This window comes from Modestobacter sp. SSW1-42, assembly GCF_046635825.1.
Taxonomy (GTDB): domain Bacteria; phylum Actinomycetota; class Actinomycetes; order Mycobacteriales; family Geodermatophilaceae; genus Modestobacter.
The window spans coordinates 302,341-317,832 of the sequence record NZ_JBISCA010000004.1 but is presented as its reverse complement, the minus strand read 5'-3'; the positions used below and the strand labels follow the sequence as shown (position 1 = coordinate 317,832).

At 76.9% G+C, this 15,492-nt stretch carries 18 protein-coding genes and 1 riboswitch; of the genes, 12 read left to right on the top strand and 6 right to left on the bottom strand.

Annotated elements, in window-relative coordinates; translation table 11 throughout:
• Window positions 1-25: 25 nt before the first annotated feature.
• Window positions 26-1,513, top strand: coding sequence for a cobyric acid synthase (locus ACGBYP_RS15820; RefSeq protein ID WP_411585636.1), 1,488 nt, complete (start codon window positions 26-28; stop codon window positions 1,511-1,513).
• 21 nt (window positions 1,514-1,534) lie between these two features.
• Here the strand turns inward: ACGBYP_RS15820 and ACGBYP_RS15815 are convergent, their stop codons facing one another.
• Window positions 1,535-1,912, bottom strand: coding sequence for an acyl-CoA thioesterase (locus ACGBYP_RS15815; RefSeq protein WP_411585634.1), 378 nt, complete (start codon window positions 1,910-1,912; stop codon window positions 1,535-1,537).
• Between the two features lie 24 nt (window positions 1,913-1,936).
• On the opposite strand from ACGBYP_RS15815, the gene ACGBYP_RS15810 reads away from it, so the two are divergent.
• A complete protein-coding gene (locus ACGBYP_RS15810) occupies window positions 1,937-2,533 on the top strand; it encodes an MSMEG_1061 family FMN-dependent PPOX-type flavoprotein (protein ID WP_411585632.1) in 597 nt (198 codons plus the stop codon).
• A gap of 60 nt (window positions 2,534-2,593) precedes the next feature.
• Here ACGBYP_RS15810 and ACGBYP_RS15805 read toward each other — a convergent pair whose 3' ends face one another.
• Window positions 2,594-2,809, bottom strand: a complete 216-nt coding sequence (locus ACGBYP_RS15805) for a hypothetical protein (protein ID WP_411585630.1) — start codon at window positions 2,807-2,809, stop codon at window positions 2,594-2,596.
• Between the two features lie 231 nt (window positions 2,810-3,040).
• On the opposite strand from ACGBYP_RS15805, the gene ACGBYP_RS15800 reads away from it, so the two are divergent.
• A complete protein-coding gene (locus tag ACGBYP_RS15800) occupies window positions 3,041-3,598 on the top strand; it encodes a type II toxin-antitoxin system PemK/MazF family toxin (protein ID WP_411585628.1) in 558 nt (185 codons plus the stop codon).
• Window positions 3,599-3,605: 7 nt separating this feature from the next.
• On the opposite strand, the gene ACGBYP_RS15795 is transcribed toward ACGBYP_RS15800, so the two are convergent.
• Genes ACGBYP_RS15795 through ACGBYP_RS15780 form a run of 4 tightly spaced genes read right to left on the bottom strand, consistent with a single transcriptional unit; the run spans window position 3,606 to window position 5,749 of the window.
• Entirely contained in the window at window positions 3,606-3,866 is a 261-nt protein-coding gene (locus tag ACGBYP_RS15795) for a hypothetical protein (protein WP_411585627.1), read from the bottom strand.
• A gap of 37 nt (window positions 3,867-3,903) precedes the next feature.
• Window positions 3,904-4,962, bottom strand: a complete 1,059-nt coding sequence (locus ACGBYP_RS15790) for an AbrB family transcriptional regulator (RefSeq protein ID WP_411585625.1) — start codon at window positions 4,960-4,962, stop codon at window positions 3,904-3,906.
• Between the two features lie 44 nt (window positions 4,963-5,006).
• Window positions 5,007-5,303 carry a transcriptional regulator gene (locus tag ACGBYP_RS15785; protein WP_411585623.1) on the bottom strand — a complete coding sequence of 99 codons (297 nt, stop codon included), beginning with the start codon at window positions 5,301-5,303 and terminating at the stop codon, window positions 5,007-5,009.
• Window positions 5,300-5,749 carry a hypothetical protein gene (locus ACGBYP_RS15780; protein WP_411585621.1) on the bottom strand — a complete coding sequence of 150 codons (450 nt, stop codon included), beginning with the start codon at window positions 5,747-5,749 and terminating at the stop codon, window positions 5,300-5,302. Before ACGBYP_RS15780 ends, ACGBYP_RS15785 begins: the two co-directional genes overlap by 4 nt.
• Window positions 5,750-5,826: 77 nt before the next feature.
• Window positions 5,827-5,947: riboswitch (cobalamin riboswitch) on the top strand.
• Between the two features lie 36 nt (window positions 5,948-5,983).
• Between ACGBYP_RS15780 and ACGBYP_RS15775 the strand changes: the two genes are divergently transcribed.
• Genes ACGBYP_RS15775 through cobA form a run of 9 tightly spaced genes read left to right on the top strand, consistent with a single transcriptional unit; the run spans window position 5,984 to window position 15,368 of the window.
• Window positions 5,984-8,104 carry a putative cobaltochelatase gene (locus ACGBYP_RS15775; RefSeq protein WP_411585619.1) on the top strand — a complete coding sequence of 707 codons (2,121 nt, stop codon included), beginning with the start codon at window positions 5,984-5,986 and terminating at the stop codon, window positions 8,102-8,104.
• Between the two features lies 1 nt (window position 8,105).
• Window positions 8,106-8,720, top strand: coding sequence for a cob(I)yrinic acid a,c-diamide adenosyltransferase (gene cobO, locus ACGBYP_RS15770; RefSeq protein WP_411585617.1), 615 nt, complete (start codon window positions 8,106-8,108; stop codon window positions 8,718-8,720).
• Between the two features lie 25 nt (window positions 8,721-8,745).
• Window positions 8,746-10,152 (top strand): cobyrinate a,c-diamide synthase, encoded by a 1,407-nt coding sequence (locus ACGBYP_RS15765; protein WP_411585615.1) that lies wholly within the window; start codon window positions 8,746-8,748, stop codon window positions 10,150-10,152.
• Window positions 10,139-10,822 (top strand): energy-coupling factor ABC transporter permease, encoded by a 684-nt coding sequence (locus ACGBYP_RS15760; protein ID WP_411585613.1) that lies wholly within the window; start codon window positions 10,139-10,141, stop codon window positions 10,820-10,822. The genes ACGBYP_RS15765 and ACGBYP_RS15760 overlap by 14 nt, the downstream gene beginning before the upstream one ends.
• The gene (locus ACGBYP_RS15755) at window positions 10,819-11,136 is read left to right on the top strand and encodes an energy-coupling factor ABC transporter substrate-binding protein (protein WP_411585612.1); all 318 of its coding nucleotides are present in this window, start codon (window positions 10,819-10,821) and stop codon (window positions 11,134-11,136) included. The genes ACGBYP_RS15760 and ACGBYP_RS15755 overlap by 4 nt, the downstream gene beginning before the upstream one ends.
• Window positions 11,133-11,867 (top strand): cobalt ECF transporter T component CbiQ, encoded by a 735-nt coding sequence (cbiQ, locus tag ACGBYP_RS15750; RefSeq protein ID WP_411585611.1) that lies wholly within the window; start codon window positions 11,133-11,135, stop codon window positions 11,865-11,867. Before ACGBYP_RS15755 ends, cbiQ begins: the two co-directional genes overlap by 4 nt.
• Window positions 11,864-12,709, top strand: a complete 846-nt coding sequence (locus ACGBYP_RS15745; protein ID WP_411585610.1) for an energy-coupling factor ABC transporter ATP-binding protein — start codon at window positions 11,864-11,866, stop codon at window positions 12,707-12,709. Before cbiQ ends, ACGBYP_RS15745 begins: the two co-directional genes overlap by 4 nt.
• Window positions 12,710-12,714: 5 nt before the next feature.
• The gene (gene cobC, locus ACGBYP_RS15740) at window positions 12,715-14,139 is read left to right on the top strand and encodes an Rv2231c family pyridoxal phosphate-dependent protein CobC (protein WP_411585608.1); all 1,425 of its coding nucleotides are present in this window, start codon (window positions 12,715-12,717) and stop codon (window positions 14,137-14,139) included.
• A complete protein-coding gene (cobA, locus tag ACGBYP_RS15735; RefSeq protein WP_411585607.1) occupies window positions 14,139-15,368 on the top strand; it encodes a uroporphyrinogen-III C-methyltransferase in 1,230 nt (409 codons plus the stop codon). The genes cobC and cobA overlap by 1 nt, the downstream gene beginning before the upstream one ends.
• Window positions 15,369-15,492 lie beyond the last annotated feature (124 nt).

Below are 15,492 nucleotides of genomic sequence, written 5' to 3'. Positions count from 1 at the left end.
GAACGGCTGATCGCGGAGCGCTCGCGTGACAGGGGGCGCGCTGCTGGTCGCCGGCACCACCTCCGATGCCGGCAAGTCCGTCGTCACCGCCGGCATCTGCCGCTGGCTGGCCCGCCAGGGCGTGCGGGTGGCGCCGTTCAAGGCGCAGAACATGAGCAACAACTCGATGGTCACCGCCGACGGCGCCGAGATCGGCCGGGCCCAGGTGATGCAGGCCGCCGCGGCCCGGGTCGAGCCCGAGGCGGCGATGAACCCAGTGCTGCTCAAGCCCGGCGGCGACAACGCCAGCCAGGTCGTCGTCCTGGGCAGGGCCGTCGCCGACGTCACGGCGCTGAGCTACCGGCCGATGAAGGCGGCGCTGCTGGAGCAGGCGCTGGCCTGCCTGGCCGACCTGCGCTCCCGGTTCGACGTGGTGGTCTGCGAGGGCGCCGGCTCCCCCACCGAGATCAACCTGCGCGCCGACGACATCGCCAACATGGGCCTGGCCACCGCCGCCCGGCTGCCGGTGGTCGTCGTCGGCGACATCGACCGCGGCGGGGTGTTCGCCGCGCTGTACGGCACGGTGGCGCTGATGCCGCCGGGCGACCAGGCGCTGGTGGCCGGGTTCCTGGTCAACAAGTTCCGCGGCGACGTCCGGCTGCTCGCCCCCGGCCTCGACTCCCTCGCCGCGCTCACCGGACGCCCCACCCTCGGGGTGCTGCCCTGGCAGACCGGCCTGCACCTGGACGTCGAGGACTCCCTCGGGGTGGGCGTCGCCGAGCCGGCCGGGCCCCCGGTCGGCGAGGACGTGCTGCGGGTGTCGGTCGCCCGGCTGCCGCGGCTGTCCAACTTCACCGACCTCGACGCGCTGGCCGCCGAGCCCGGCGTGCTGGTGCGCTACGCGACCCGCCCCGAGGAGCTCGCCGACGCCGACCTGGTCGTGCTCCCCGGCACCCGGTCCACGGTGGCCGACCTGCGCTGGCTCCGCGAGACCGGGCTGGCCGACGCCGTCGCCCGCCGGGCCGCCGAGGGCCGCGCCGTGCTGGGCATCTGCGGCGGGCACCAGATGCTGGCCCGCACGATCACCGACGACGTGGAGTCGCGGGCCGGCGCCGTCCCCGGGCTGGGGCTGCTGCCCACCGACGTCCGCTTCGCACCCGACAAGACCCTCGGCCGCCCGGTCGGGACGGCCCTGGGCCGGCCGGTGCGCGGGTACGAGATCCACCACGGGGTGGTCAGCGTCGACGACGGGGCCGAGCCGTTCCTCGACGGCGCCCGCGCCGGGTCGGTGTTCGGGACGACGTGGCACGGGGCGCTGGAGAACGACGGGTTCCGCCGGGCGTTCCTCGCCGAGGTCGCCGCGATCGCCGGCCGCCGGTTCACCGCCGCACCCGACACCGACTTCGCCGCGGTCCGCGAGGCCCGCCTCGACGCGCTGGGCGACCTGATCGGCGAGCACGCCGACACCGACGCGCTGTGGCGGCTCATCGAGCAGGGCCCGCCGGCCGGGCTGCCGGTGATCGGCCCGCACTGACGGCCCGGCACGCCCCCGCCCTCAGCCCTGCAGCAGCGCCCGCACCCGCTCCGGCCACGGGACCGGCACGCCGTCGGCGACCGCCACGTACGTCGTCCGCACCACGCAGCAGACCCGCTCCCCCACCCGCACGGTGAGCGCCACGGTGAAGCTGGTGCTGCCCATCCGGTCCAGCTCGGCGTCGACGGTGACCGTGTCGCCGTACCGGGCCGAGGAGCTCCACTCCAGCGTGGCGGCCTTGATCCGCTGGTCCAGGCCGGTCTCGGCGAAGGGCAGGCCGAGCGCGGTCCACCACGCCTCGACCGCCTCGTGCGCCCAGGTCAGGTAGTGGCCGTTGAAGACCACCGCCCCCTGGTCGCACTCGGCGAAGCGGACCGGGGAACTCCAGACGTCGCGCACGCAGCCGCACGCTACCGTCGGGGCGTGGACGACTCGACGGTGCTCGCCTCCTACCGCCCGCCCTCGCAGCTGGTGCTGGACAAGGAGATCGACCGCATCGACGCCCACTGCGCGGCGTTCATCGGCCTGTCCCCGTTCGCGATGCTGTCGACGGCCAGCGCCGACGGGTGGCCGGAGATCTCCCCGCGCGGCGGCGGCCGCGGCTTCGTGCACGTGCTCGACGAGCACCGGCTGGCGATGCCCGACCGCACCGGCAACAACCGGCTCGACAGCCTGCGCAACGTCGCGGCGAACCCGCGGGTGGCGCTGCAGTTCTTCGTCCCCGGGTTCGAGGAGACGCTGAAGGTCTTCGGGACGACGACGCTGGTCGAGCCCGGCGCCCTGGACACCGACCTGACCGAGTTCGGCAGGCCGCCGCGCTCGGTGCTGGTCGTGCAGGTGACCAGCACCTACTTCCACTGCGCCAAGGCGGTCATGCGCGCCGGCCTCTGGGACCCCGAGGCGCAGGTCGACCGCTCGACCTTCGCCCCGTTCGGCCAGGTCATCCGCGACCACTGCGCGCTGGAGGACGAGCTGCCCGACGACGCGACGATCCGCGCGGACCTCGCCCAGGAGCTCTAGGCCCCCGTGCAGGGCCCCGCGCTCAGCTCGCGAAGCGTGGGGGCACGGGGGGGTGCTCCCTCAGGAGTCGGCGCGGTGCTCGCGCTCGGCCTTGCGTTCGGCGACCGCGCGCTGGGCCAGCACCCGCCGGCGCTCGTCGCGTCGTCGTCGCTCGGGAGCCCGGTAGCGGGCGTCCTCCACCAGCTGGAACGCGGCGAGCGCGCTCGCCCGGACCGCCGGCTGCGCCAGCGCGGTCACCGGCACGGGGACCGGGACGACTGGCTGCACTGTGGTCATGTTCGACCTCTTCTCCGAAGCGCCGCCTGGATGGGGTCGCCGGTACGAATGTGGCTCGCCACGGTCCTGTTCAACCGCGGGTGTGACGAGTTCGTCCCTGACCGGGCCCCTGTCCGGCGAGGATCACACGGCTGTGGTTCCGCAGGTCATCGACGCGCGAGACGGCGCCGCGTGGCGGCGGCGTGTCGGTGGCGGCACGCCGCCACCACCTCGTGGCCTACCGTGACGGCCGTGGCGGGCAGCAACTGGAGAGCACAGCTGGGGCGGCTGGCCGTGGCCGTCGTCCGCGAGGGCGCACGCACGTTGAGCCGCGGCGGGGGGCGCAGCGGCGAGCCGGCCCCGACCCGGGCCCCGCTCCCCGCGCCCGGCCCGATCGCCGCCCGGCCCGGTCCGGTCACCGACCACGCCGGCCCGGTCCGGATGGAGTACGCCCCGGTCGACGACGGCGCCCCCGACCCCGGCGAGATCGTGTGGGCGTGGGTCCCGTTCGAGGAGAACGACGGGCGCGGCAAGGACCGCCCGGTGCTGGTCATCGGCCGGGACGGCGGCGCGCTGCTCGGGCTGATGCTCAGCAGCCAGGACCACGACCGGGACGCCGCCGACGAGGCCCGGCACGGCCGGCACTGGGTCGACGTCGGCACCGGCCCCTGGGACAGGCAGGGCCGCCCCAGCGAGGCGCGGGTGGACCGGGTGCTGCGGATCGAGCCGGGCGACGTCCGGCGGGAGGGGGCGGCGCTGAGCCGCGCCCGCTTCGACGAGGTGGCCGCCGAGGTCCGGCGCCTCCGCTGAGCGCGGGCTAGACCGGGGGGCGGCTGCGCAGGTGGTAGACGCCGGCCGAGTCGGTCAGCGGCTGCAGGTCGTAGCGGTGCACGACCTTGGGGCCGTCGTGCAGGTGCACGTGGGTGACGGTGGGCAGCGGCTCACCGTGCCGGGCAGCGCGGATCTCGACACGGCCGTCCAGCGGACCACCCACGAAGAGGAGCACGGCGTCGGTCTCGCGCGTCGTGCTCACGGCGTCCTCGGACAGCGGTACCTCCTCGATCGGCTGCTGGCGCACCCGGACCAGGGTAGGCGCGGATCGGGCGGTCGCCGCCTCACCCCGCGCGCGGTCGCAGCAGCCGGGCCAGCAGCGGGGCGGAGAAGAGCATCACGAACAGCCGCAGGACCTGGACGGCGAGCACGAACGTCGCGTCCGCACCGCTGCCCCGGGCGGTGGCCAGCACCGCGTACAGCCCGCCGGGCGTGGTGGCCAGGTAGCCGTCGAGCGGGCTGACGCCCGCCGTCCGGGCGAGCACCGCCCCGAGCCCCGCGCAGGCGACGACGGCACCGACGATCAGCAGCAGCGCCAGCGGCAGCGCACGGCCGACCAGCCGCAGGCTCGAGCGGGTGAAGCCCAGCCCCACCTGCAGACCGATCGCCAGGAAGCCCGCGGCCTCCAGCGGCCCGGGCAGCGTGGCGCCCTGCGAGAGGCCGGTGAGGTCCAGGACGGCGGCGACCGCCATCGGGCCGAGCAGCGCGCCCACCGGGATGCGGGTGGCCCGGCCGAGGACCACCCCGACCCCGACGCAGACGACGGTGAACAGCAGCCCGGCCGGCCAGCCGGGGCCGTCCTCGGCCGGCGCCGGCCCGCTGCCGCTGGACGCGCCGTAGACGGTGGTCGCCACGATCGGCATCGCCACGACGATCAGCAGCACCCGCAGGTACTGCAGGACCGCGACCACCTGCTCGTCGGCGCCGAGGTCGCGGGCCATCGCGGTGATGCCCGAGGCCCCGCCGGCGATCATCGAGAACGCCCCGGTGACCGGGCTGATCCCGGGCTGCAGCCGCATCAGCTGCCCGGCGACCAGGCTGACCAGCAGCGTCGCGACGGTGACCAGCAGGACCGCGAGCCAGTGCTCGCCGATGGTGCGCAGCGTGTCGGTCTGGATCAGCGCGCCGATCGAGACGCCGATGACCGCCTGCGCCGCGGTGCCCGCCCGCTGGGGCAGGGCCAGCCGGGTGCGGCCGAGCAGCGCCCGGCCCAGGCCCGCGACCAGGCCGCCGAACAGCGCCGCCGACGGGACGCCGAGCAGCTCGAACGCCCCGGCCACGCCGACGCCCACGGCCAGCACGAGCGCCCGGTCGAGCAGCCGCCGGTGCCGTCCGTCGTCCATCGCCGCCCACTCTGCCGGAGCCCCGGCCGCCGCAGCCGCGCGGGCTACAGGCCCTCGGTGATCCGGCGGAGCTCGGCGACGTGGGCGGCGAAGGCCGCCTTCCCGGCCTTGGTCAGCGACAGCGAGGTGCGCTGCCGGGAGGCGATCGTGGCCTTGCGCACCTGCACGTACCCGGCCTCCTCCAGCTGCTTGACGTGCTTGGACAGCACCGAGTCGCTCACCCCGACGGCGTCGCGGGCGGTGGCGAACTCCATCGTGTCGACCGCCGCGAGCAGCCCGCAGATCTGCAGCCGGGGCGGGGGGTGGATCACCGCGTCGAAGCGCGGGGCCACCGCCGTCACAGCTGACCGCTGCGCAGCTCGGCGGCGTAGGCGCGGCCCCACCGGCGGCCCAGGACGGTCACCGCGACGCCGAGGACGGCGCCCGCGGGCACCATCACCCAGTGCTGGTCGAAACCCTCGGCGAGCACGAACGCGGCCACCAGGACCGGCACGCAGATGGCGCACCAGACGGTCATGCTCCGGGCGTCGACGTTCACCCAGACGCCGGTGATCCGCCGGTAGGCCTGGACCAGGGCGCCCAGCGCGGCGCAGAAGACGACCAGGGCGGGGACGGTGACCCACAGCGAGTCGAAGGCGTAGGACGCCAGGAAGCCGAACAGCAGCAGCCCGAGCGCCACGTCGTACCACCAGGGCTGCACGACCCGGTCGGCCAGCGCCGCGCGGTCGGCCTGCAGGGCGGCCAGCTGGGCCGCGGCGTCGTCCCGGTCGAGGTGGTTGCTTTCCATGTCGGAAAGAGTGCCGCATCACTTTCCACTCCGTCAAGACGTCCCGCCCCTGTCCTGCGCCGGATCGCCGTGGTCTGATGGACGCGAACTGCGACGGCAGTGGAGGAAGCCCGGTGCGATTCCGGCGCGGTCCCGCCACTGTGAGCCGGCTCCCGAGCCGGTGAGTCAGGAACTCCCGCCGTCGCCTCCTGCCACCTCCGGGCGTGGACACCCGGGGAGAGGACCTGTGCTCCCTTGACCTACCCCTTCGGTGCCGTCGTCGGCATGGACGACCTGCGCCTGGCCCTGCTGCTCAACGCCGTCTCCCCTGCCGTCGGCGGCGTGCTGGTGCGCGGTGAGAAGGGGACGGCGAAGTCGACGACGGTGCGCGCCCTGGCCGCCGTCCTCCCGCCGGTGGACGTCGTCGCCGGCTGCCGCTTCGCCTGCGACCCCGCCGCCCCCGACGCCGAGTGCCCCGACGGCCCGCACGACCCCGGTGCACCCTCGGCGACCCGCCCGGCGGCGCTGGTCGAGCTGCCGGTCGGGGCGTCGGAGGACCGGCTGGTCGGCTCGCTGGACCTCGAGCGCGCGCTCACCGAGGGCGTCAAGAGCTTCGAGCCCGGGCTGCTGGCCGGCGCCAACCGCGGCGTGCTCTACGTCGACGAGGTCAACCTGCTGCACGACCACCTGGTCGACCTGCTGCTCGACGCCGCCGCGCTGGGCCGGGCCTACGTCGAGCGCGAGGGCGTCTCGGTGCGGCACGCCGCGCGGTTCCTGCTGGTGGGCACCATGAACCCCGAGGAGGGCGAGCTGCGCCCGCAGCTGCTCGACCGGTTCGGGCTCACCGTCGAGGTCGCCGCCCCGCGCGAGCCGGGCCTGCGCGCCGAGGTCGTGCGCCGCCGGTTCGCCTACGACGCCGATCCGGCCGGCTTCGCCGCTGCGTGGTCGGCGTCGGAGTCCGAGCTCGCCGCCCAGATCGCCGCCGCCCGCGCGCTGTTGCCGCAGGTGGTGCTCAGCGACGCCGCGCTGCGGCAGGTCACCAGCGTCTGCGCCGCCTTCGACGTCGACGGCCTGCGCGCCGACCTGGTCACCGCCCGCGCCGCCATCGCGCACGCCGCCTGGGCCGGGCGCACCGAGGTCACCGAGGACGACGTCCGGGTGGCCGCCCGCCTGGCGCTGCCGCACCGCCGCCGGCGCAACCCCTTCGACGCCCCCGGCCTGGACGACGACACCCTCGAGCAGGCCCTGTCCGACTCCCGCCCGGACGACGACGACCCGACCCCACCCGAGGGCACCGACCCCACCGACGGCGACGGCCCCCCTCCCGAGGGCCGAAGTCGCGATTTTGGCCCCTCGGACGGCGGCCCCTCGGACGGCGCGGGCCCGGACGGCGCGGGCCCGGACGGCGCGGGCCCGGACGGCGCGGGCCCGGACGGCGCAGGGCCGGGCGGCGCGGGTGCGGACGGCGGGGGGCCCGACGGCGGGGAGCAGGGGCCGACGACGGCGCCGCGGGGTGAGGGCGGTGGGCACACCGACGCCGCCCCCGCACCGGAGAAGGCGGCCGTCGCCCCGGACGCGGCGTTCCGCGTGCAGCGGCTGGAGGTGCCCGGCATCGGCGCGGGCGCGTCGGGCCGGCGGTCCCGGGCGCGCAGCGAGCGCGGGCGGGTGGTCGGCTCCCGGCGTCCCGAGCACGCGGTCACCAAGCTGCACCTGGTCGACACCGTGCTGGCCGCCGCGCCGCACCAGCGGGCCCGCGGCCGCAGTGGCACCGGGCTGCGCGTCGAGCGCGCCGACCTGCGCCAGGCGACGCTGGAGGGCCGCGAGGGCAACCTCGTGCTGTTCGTCGTCGACGCCAGCGGGTCGATGGGCGCCCGGTCGCGGATGGCCGCGGTCAAGGGCGCCGTCCTGTCCCTGCTGATGGACGCCTACCAGCGCCGCGACAAGGTCGGGCTGATCACCTTCCGCGGCGGCGAGGCCGAGTTGGCCCTGCCGCCCACCTGGTCGGTGGAGGCCGCGGCCGCCCGGCTGACCAGCCTGCCCACCGGCGGGCGCACCCCGCTCGCCGCCGGGCTGCTGCGGGCGCACGAGACGCTGCGGCTGGAACGGGTGCGCGACCCGCAGCGCCGTCCGCTGCTGGTCGTCGTCACCGACGGCCGGGCGACCGGCCCGCGCGGCACCGACTCGCTCGGGGAGTCCCGGCGCGCGGCCGGGCTGCTGGCCGCGGGCGGGGTGGCGAGCATCGTGGTCGACTGCGAGTCCGGGCCGGTGCGGCTGGGCCTGGCGACGTCCCTCGGTGCCGCCCTCGGCGCGCGGACGATGCGGCTCGAGGAGCTGGGCGCCGAGTCCCTGGTCCGCACGGTCCGAGAGGCGGCCTGACATGCCCCAGGGGCAGGTGACCGCCGTCCCGGTCGACGGGCTGACCACCCGGCAGCGCCGCAACCGGCCGCTGCTGGCGGTGCACACCGGGGAGATGAAGGGGAAGTCCACCGCGGCGTTCGGCATGGCCATGCGGGCGTGGAACCAGGGCTGGTCGATCGCGGTCTACCAGTTCGTCAAGAGCGCCAAGTGGAAGGTCGGCGAGGAGAACGCGCTGACCGCCCTCGGCGAGCTGCACGCCACGACCGGGCAGGGCGGCCCGGTGGTCTGGCACAAGATGGGCTCGGGCTGGTCCTGGTCGCGCAAGGCCGGCGACGAGACCGACCACGCCGCCGACGCCGCCGAGGGCTGGGCGCAGATCAAGCGCGACCTGGCCGCTGAAGCGCACCGCTTCTACGTGCTCGACGAGTTCACCTACCCGATGAAGTGGGGCTGGGTCGACGTCGAGGACGTGGTGGAGACGCTGACGAGCCGGCCGGGCAGCCAGCACGTCGTCATCACCGGGCGCGACGCCCACCCCCGGCTCGTCGAGGCCGCCGACCTGGTCGTGGAGATGACCAAGGTCAAGCACCCGATGGACGCCGGCCAGAAGGGCCAGCGGGGGATCGAGTGGTGACCGCCCTCCTGACGGAGGCCGGGCGATGACGACCATCCCGCGGATCGTCGTCGCCGCGCCGTCGTCCAACGCCGGCAAGACGTCGATCACCACCGGGCTGATCGCCGCGCTGACCAGCCGCGGGCTGCGGGTCAGCCCGCACAAGGTGGGGCCCGACTACATCGACCCCGGCTACCACGGCCTGGCCGCCGGGCGCCCGGGCCGCAACCTGGACAAGTGGCTGGTCGGCGACGACCGGATCACCCCGCTGTTCCTGCACGGCGCACGCGGCGCGGACGTCGCGGTGGTCGAGGGCGTGATGGGGCTGTTCGACGGCGCCGCGCACGCCAGCGTCGAGCCCGGCTACGGCTCCACCGCGCAGCTGGCCACGCACCTGCAGGCCCCGGTCGTGCTGGTCGTCGATGCCGCCTCGCAGGCCCGCAGCGTCGCCGCGCTGGTGCACGGGTTCGCCACCTTCGACCCCACCGTGCGCATCGGCGGCGTCGTCCTCAACCGGGTCGGCAGCGACCGGCACGAGGCGATCCTGCGCGAGGCGCTGGGCGCGGCCGGCGTGCCGGTGCTGGGCGCGGTCCGCCGGATCGCCGAGCTGCAGACGCCGTCCCGGCACCTGGGCCTGGTGCCCGCCGCCGAGCGGTCGGCCGAGGCCGTGCGCACCGTGCGGGCGCTGGGCGCGGTCGTCGAGTCGAGCATCGACCTGGACGCCGTCCTGCGGCTGGCCCGCACCGCCCCCGACCTGGCCGGCGACCCCTGGGACCCGACCGCCGAGGTGACGCGCGTCGAGGGCCGCCCGGTGGTCGCCGTGGCCGGCGGACCGGCGTTCACCTTCGGTTACGCGGAGACCGCCGAGCTCCTCGCCGCGGCCGGTGCCGAGGTGGTCACCGTCGACCCGCTCCGGGACGACGCCCTGCCCGCGGGCACCCGCGCGCTGGTGGTCGGCGGCGGGTTCCCCGAGGTGCACGCCAGCGCCCTGGCCGCCAACGTCGGCCTGCGGACGGCGATCGCCGAGCTGGCCGCCGCCGGGGGCCCGATCGCCGCCGAGTGCGCCGGGCTGCTCTACCTGTCCCGGGAGCTGGACGGCGAGCCGATGTGCGGGGTGCTGCCCACGACCACGGCGATGCACCCGAAGCTGACGCTGGGCTACCGCGCGGCGGTGGCGCTGACCGACAGCGTGCTGGCCCCGGCCGGCACCCGGGTGCGCGGGCACGAGTTCCACCGCACCACCGCCGGCCCAGCCGCGGGCGCCACCCCGGCGTGGCAGTGGAACGCCGACGGCCCGGAGGGGTTCGTCACGGCCAACGTGCACGCCTCCTACCTGCACCTGAACTGGGCCGGATCGCCGCAGCTGGCCTCCCGCTTCGTCGCCGCCGCGGTCTCTTCCCGACGGCCGTCGGCCCCGCCCAGCCCCCCGGAGGTGCCGAGTGCACATCGCTGAGGGCTTCCTGCCCGCCCCGCACGCGCTGGGCTGGACGCTGGCCGCCGCCCCGTTCGTCGTCCACGGCGCCCGCTGCGTGGTCAGGGAGGTGCGCGAGCACCCCGAGTCGACGCTGCTGCTGGGCGCGGCCGGCGCGTTCACGTTCGTGCTGAGCGCGATCAAGCTGCCCTCGGTCACCGGCAGCTCCAGCCACCCGACCGGCACCGGACTGGGCGCGGTGCTGTTCCGGCCACCGGTGATGGCGCTGCTGGGCACGATCGTGCTGCTGTTCCAGGCGCTGCTGCTGGCCCACGGCGGGCTCACCACGCTCGGCGCCAACGCCTTCTCCATGGCGGTCGTGGGGCCGTGGGTGGGCTACGGCGCCTACCGGCTGGTGGAACGTTTCGGCGGCGGCCTGCTGCCCGCCGTGTTCGCCGCGATGGCGCTGTCGGACCTGGCCACCTACGTGACGACGGCGCTGCAACTGGCGCTGGCCTTCCCGGACGCCGAGAGCGGCTTCCTGGGCGCGGCGGCGAAGTTCCTCGGCGTCTTCGCGGTCACCCAGGTGCCGCTGGCGATCGGCGAGGGGCTGCTCGGCGTCCTGCTGTTCCGGGTGCTGACGGTCAACGCCCGGCCCGAGCTGGTACGGCTCGGTGTCCTGCGCCCCGACGCCGAGCGGGCCGAGCCGTGAGGCGGCACCTGGTCACCGCGCTGCTGGTGCTCGCCGTCGTCGCGCTGTTCGCCGTCCCGCTGCTGACCGGCGGCGACCGCGAGTACGCCGGCACCGACAGCCAGGCCACCGAGCTCATCGCGGAGTCGCAGCCCGGCTACGAGCCGTGGTTCGAGTCGGTGTTCTCCCCCGGCTCCAGCGAGGTCGAGTCCGGCCTGTTCGCGCTGCAGGCGGGCCTGGGCGGCGTGGTGCTGGGCTACGTGCTGGGCCGGCTGCGCGGCCGGCGGCTGGCCGAGCGGGCCGCCGCGGTGCCCGTGCCCCCGGCGGAGCCGTGACCGGGCTGGCCGTCGACGACGCCGCCTGGGCCAGCGCCTGGCGGCTGCGCTCCCCCGCCGACAAGCTGCTGCTGTCCGTCGGCCTGGTGCTGTGCGCGCTGCTGCTGCCGGTGTGGCCGGGCAGCGTGCTGGTGGGGCTGACCGCCGTCGTGCTGGCGCTGGGCCCGGCGCGGGTGCCGGCGCGCACCTTCGGCCGCGCGGTGCGGGTGCCGCTGGTCTTCATCGCCCTCGGCGCGCTGACCACCGTCGTCGAGGTCGGCTCCGGCGGGTGGGGCTGGGCGCCGGACGCCGCCGCGCGCGCCGGCGCGCTGGTCGGGCACTCCGTCGCCGGCAGCGCCGCGGTGCTGCTGCTGGCCACCACCACCCCGATGTCGGACCTGCTGCCCGCGCTCGCCCGGCTGCGGGTGCCGGCGGCGGTGGTCGAGGTGGCGTCGGTGACCTACCGGATGCTGTTCGTGCTGCTCACCAGCCTGTCGACCATCCGCGAGGCGCAGACCGCCCGGATGGGGCACGCGAGCATCCGCAGCTCCTACCGCTCCTCGGGGATGCTCGCCGCCGCCGTCCTGACCCGCTCCTGGGACCGCGCCCGCCGGCTGCAGGACGGGCTGGCCGGCCGCGGCATGGAGGCCGGCCTGCGGGTGCTGCCCGAGGCGCTGCCGTCGTCGGGCCGGTTCGTGGCCGGCACGGTCACCGGGCTGGCCGCCCTCACCGCGGTGAGCGTGCTCGCGTGAGCCACCTGACCCTCGCCGCGGACGGGCTGGTCGCCGGGTACGAGCGCGGCGCCCGGGTGCTGGACGGCGCGTCCCTCACGATCCCCGCCGGACGGCGGCTGGCGCTGCTGGGCGCCAACGGCTCCGGCAAGACCACGCTGCTGCGCTGCCTGTCCGGAGCGCTGCAGCCCGCCCGCGGCCGGGTCACCCTCGACGGCGCCGAGCTGCGGCACACCCGCGCCGGGCTGCGCGCGCACCGGCAGGAGGTGCAGCTGGTGCTGCAGGACCCCGACGACCAGCTGTTCAGCGCCTCGGTCGCCCAGGACGTCTCCTTCGGCCCGGTCAACCTCGGGCTGACCGAGCACGAGGTGCGCGCCCGGGTCGCCGAGGCCCTCGACCTGCTCGCCGTCACCCACCTCGCCGGTCGCCCCACCCACCAGCTGTCCTACGGCGAGCGCAAGCGGGTCGCGATCGCCGGCGCGGTCGCCATGCGGCCCTGCGTGCTGCTGCTCGACGAGCCGACCGCCGGGCTGGACCCCACGGCGGTCGGCGAGGCGCTGGCCGCGCTCGCCCGGCTGCAGCAGGCCGACTCCACGGTCGTGATGAGCACCCACGACGTCGACCTGGCGCTGCGCTGGGCCGACGAGGTCGCCGTGGTCGTCGACGGCGGTGTCGTGCAGGGCGCGCCGGACGCCGTCCTCGGCGACGACGCGCTGCTGGCCCGGGCGCGGCTGGACCGCCCCTGGGCGCTCACCGTGGGCGCCCGGCTGCAGGCCCTCGGGCTGCTCCCCGACGGCGCCCTCCCCCGCGACGCGGACGCGCTGGTCGCCGCGCTGCCCGACCGGCCCGGGGTGCGGACCTGATCGTCGTGGGCGTCGGCGCGCGGGCGGGGGTGCGCGCCACGGAGGTGCTCGCCGCCGTCGACGCCGTGCTGCCCGCGCCGTCCGGGCCGGTCCGGCTGGCCACCCTCGACACCCGGGCCGCCGAGCCGGGACTGCGGGAGGCCGCGGCGAGCCGGGGCTGGCCGCTCACCGGGCACCCCGCCGCCGCGCTGGCCGCCGTCGCGGTGCCCACCCCGTCGGACCGGGTCGCGACCGCGGTCGGCACCCCCTCGGTCGCCGAGGCCGCCGCGCTGCTCGGCGGGAGCCGGCTGCTGGTCGCCAAGACCGTGCACGGCCCGGTGACCGTCGCGGTCGCCGACGACGCCGCCCCGCCGGACGTCGACCTGCGTCACCACGGCGACGCCGAGGCCACGCCAGGACTGGTCGACCTGGCCGTGAACGTGCGGGCGGGCAACATGCCGGCCTGGCTGCGCACCGTGCTGCACGACGCCGTCGACGCCAGCGCCGCCTACCCCGACCCCCGGCCGGCCCGCGCCGCGGTCGCCGCCGCGCACGGCCGCCCCGAGGCCGAGGTGCTGCTCACCGCCGGCGCCGCGGAGACCTTCACGCTGCTGGCCCGGGCGCTCTCCCCGCGCCGCGCGGTCGTCGTCCACCCCTCCTTCACCGAGCCCGAGGCCGCGTTGCGCGCCGCCGGCCACGCCGTCGAGCGGGTGCTGCTCGCCCCGCCGTCCTACCGGCTGGGCGAGGTCCCCGAGGACGCCGACCTGGTGGTGCTGGGCAACCCGACCAACCCCACCTCCGTGCTGCACCCCGCCGACGACGTCGCCGCGCTGGCCCGGCCCGGCCGGGTGCTGGTGGTCGACGAGGCGTTCGCCGACACCGTGCCCGGGGAGCCGGCGTCGCTGGCCGCCCGCACCGACCTGCCCGGCCTGCTCGTGGTGCGCAGCCTGACCAAGACCTGGGGCCTGGCCGGGCTGCGCGTCGGCTACGCCCTCGGGCCGGCCGACCTGGTCGCCGCGCTGGCCGCCCAGCAGCCGCACTGGCCGGTCTCGACGCCGGCGCTGGCTGCGCTGGTCGCCTGCACCTCCCCGGCCGCCCGCGCCGAGGCCGGGGCCGCCGCGGTGCGGCTGGAGGCCGACCGGGCGGCGCTGCTGGCCGCACTGCCGCCCGGCGTCGAGGTGGTGGGAACACCGCGGTCGTCGTTCGTGCTGCTGCGGGTGCCGGGCGCAGCCCGGGTGCGCGCGCAGCTGCGGGAGCAGGGCTGGGCGGTCCGCCGCGGGGACACCTTCCCGGGGCTGCCGGCCGACCACCTGCGGGTGGCCGTCCGCGACCCGGGCACCTCCCGTGCGTTCGCCGCCGCGCTGGCTGCGATCCTGGTGCCCGGTCCGCAGCGTCGCGATCCGCAGCCCAGTCCCCCCGGCACCGCCCCGACCTCCGACGAGACGAGCTGATGACCGCTCCTGCAGACCCCGGCGCCGTCTACCCGGTCGGCCTGCGCCTGGCCGGACGACGGGTCGTCGTCGTCGGCGGCGGCCAGGTCGCCCACCGCCGCGTGGCCGGCCTGCTCGAGGCGCGCGCCCTGGTGACCGTGGTCAGCCCGGAGGTCACCCCTGCCCTGGAGGCGCTGGTCGCGCCCGGCTCGGTCACCTGGCACCGGCGCGGCTGGGTCGCGGGCGACCTGGCCGGCGCCTGGTACGCCGTCGCCGCCACCGACGACCCCGCGGTCAACGCCGCCGTCGCCGCCGAGGCCGAGCGCGACCGGGTGTTCTGCGCCCGCGCCGACGACCGGGGGCTGTCCAGCGCCTGGACCCCCGCGGTCGGCCGGCAGGGCGACCTCGTCGTCGGCGTGCACGGCGGCGGCGACCCGCAGCGGGCCGTCGGCGTGCGCGACGCGGTGCTGACCGGGCTGACCGACGGCTCGATCGCCGACCGCACCTCCCGCACGGCCTCGGTGGCGCCGGGCAGCGTGGTCCTGGTGGGCGGTGGCCCCGGCGACCCCGGGCTGGTGACCGTGCGCGGCCGGCAGGCGGTCGCCAACGCCGACGTCGTGGTCGCCGACCACCTCGCCCCGCAGGCGCTGCTGGCCTCGCTGCCGGCCGACGTCGAGGTCATCGACGCCTCCAAGCTGCCCCGCGGGCGCTCGATGGCCCAGGAGCAGATCAACGAGCTGCTGGTCACCCGCGCCCTGGCCGGCAAGCGCGTGGTGCGGCTCAAGGGCGGCGACTCGTTCGTCTTCGGCCGCGGTTACGAGGAGCTGGAGGCGTGCGCCGCCGCGGGCGTACCGGTCGAGGTCGTCCCCGGGGTCACCAGCGCGATCGGCGTCCCGGAGCTGGCCGGCATCCCGGTCACCCACCGCGGGATGACTCACGAGTTCGTCGTCGTCTCCGGGCACGTCCCGCCGGGCCACCCGGCGTCACTGGTCGACTGGGCGGCGCTGGGCCGGCTGCGCGGGACGATCGTGGTGCTCATGGGCGTGGACACCGCGCCGGCCATCGCCGCGGCGCTGGTCGAGCACGGCCGGGCCGCCGACACCCCGGTCGCCGTCGTCACCGACGGGGCCACCCCCGCCCAGCGGACGCTGCGGACCACCCTGGCCGGGCTCGCCGCCACCATCACCGCCGAGGGCGTGCGGCCCCCCGCGGTCTGGGTCGTCGGCGACGTCGTGTCGCTCGGCGCCTGACCGCAGCGGCCCTGCTCCGCTGCCGGTGACGGCCGCCGGCAGGTCGACCGGACGAGCAGCCCGGGTGGTGCCTGCACCACCCCGGGTGTCGGGCTGACGGGATCGTCGGGGCCACCACCGGGAC

What these genes read in the sequence shown, in the direction of transcription:
- ACGBYP_RS15805 (WP_411585630.1), bottom strand. Translation starts at nt 2,809, where the DNA reads ATGACCACAGTGCAGCCAGTCGTCCCGGTCCCCGTGCCGGTGACCGCG.
- ACGBYP_RS15790 (WP_411585625.1), bottom strand. Translation starts at nt 4,962, where the DNA reads ATGGACGACGGACGGCACCGGCGGCTGCTCGACCGGGCGCTCGTGCTG.
- ACGBYP_RS15780 (WP_411585621.1), bottom strand. Translation starts at nt 5,749, where the DNA reads ATGGAAAGCAACCACCTCGACCGGGACGACGCCGCGGCCCAGCTGGCC.
- cobO (WP_411585617.1), top strand. Translation starts at nt 8,106, where the DNA reads ATGCCCCAGGGGCAGGTGACCGCCGTCCCGGTCGACGGGCTGACCACC.
- ACGBYP_RS15765 (WP_411585615.1), top strand. Translation starts at nt 8,746, where the DNA reads ATGACGACCATCCCGCGGATCGTCGTCGCCGCGCCGTCGTCCAACGCC.
- cobA (WP_411585607.1), top strand. Translation starts at nt 14,139, where the DNA reads ATGACCGCTCCTGCAGACCCCGGCGCCGTCTACCCGGTCGGCCTGCGC.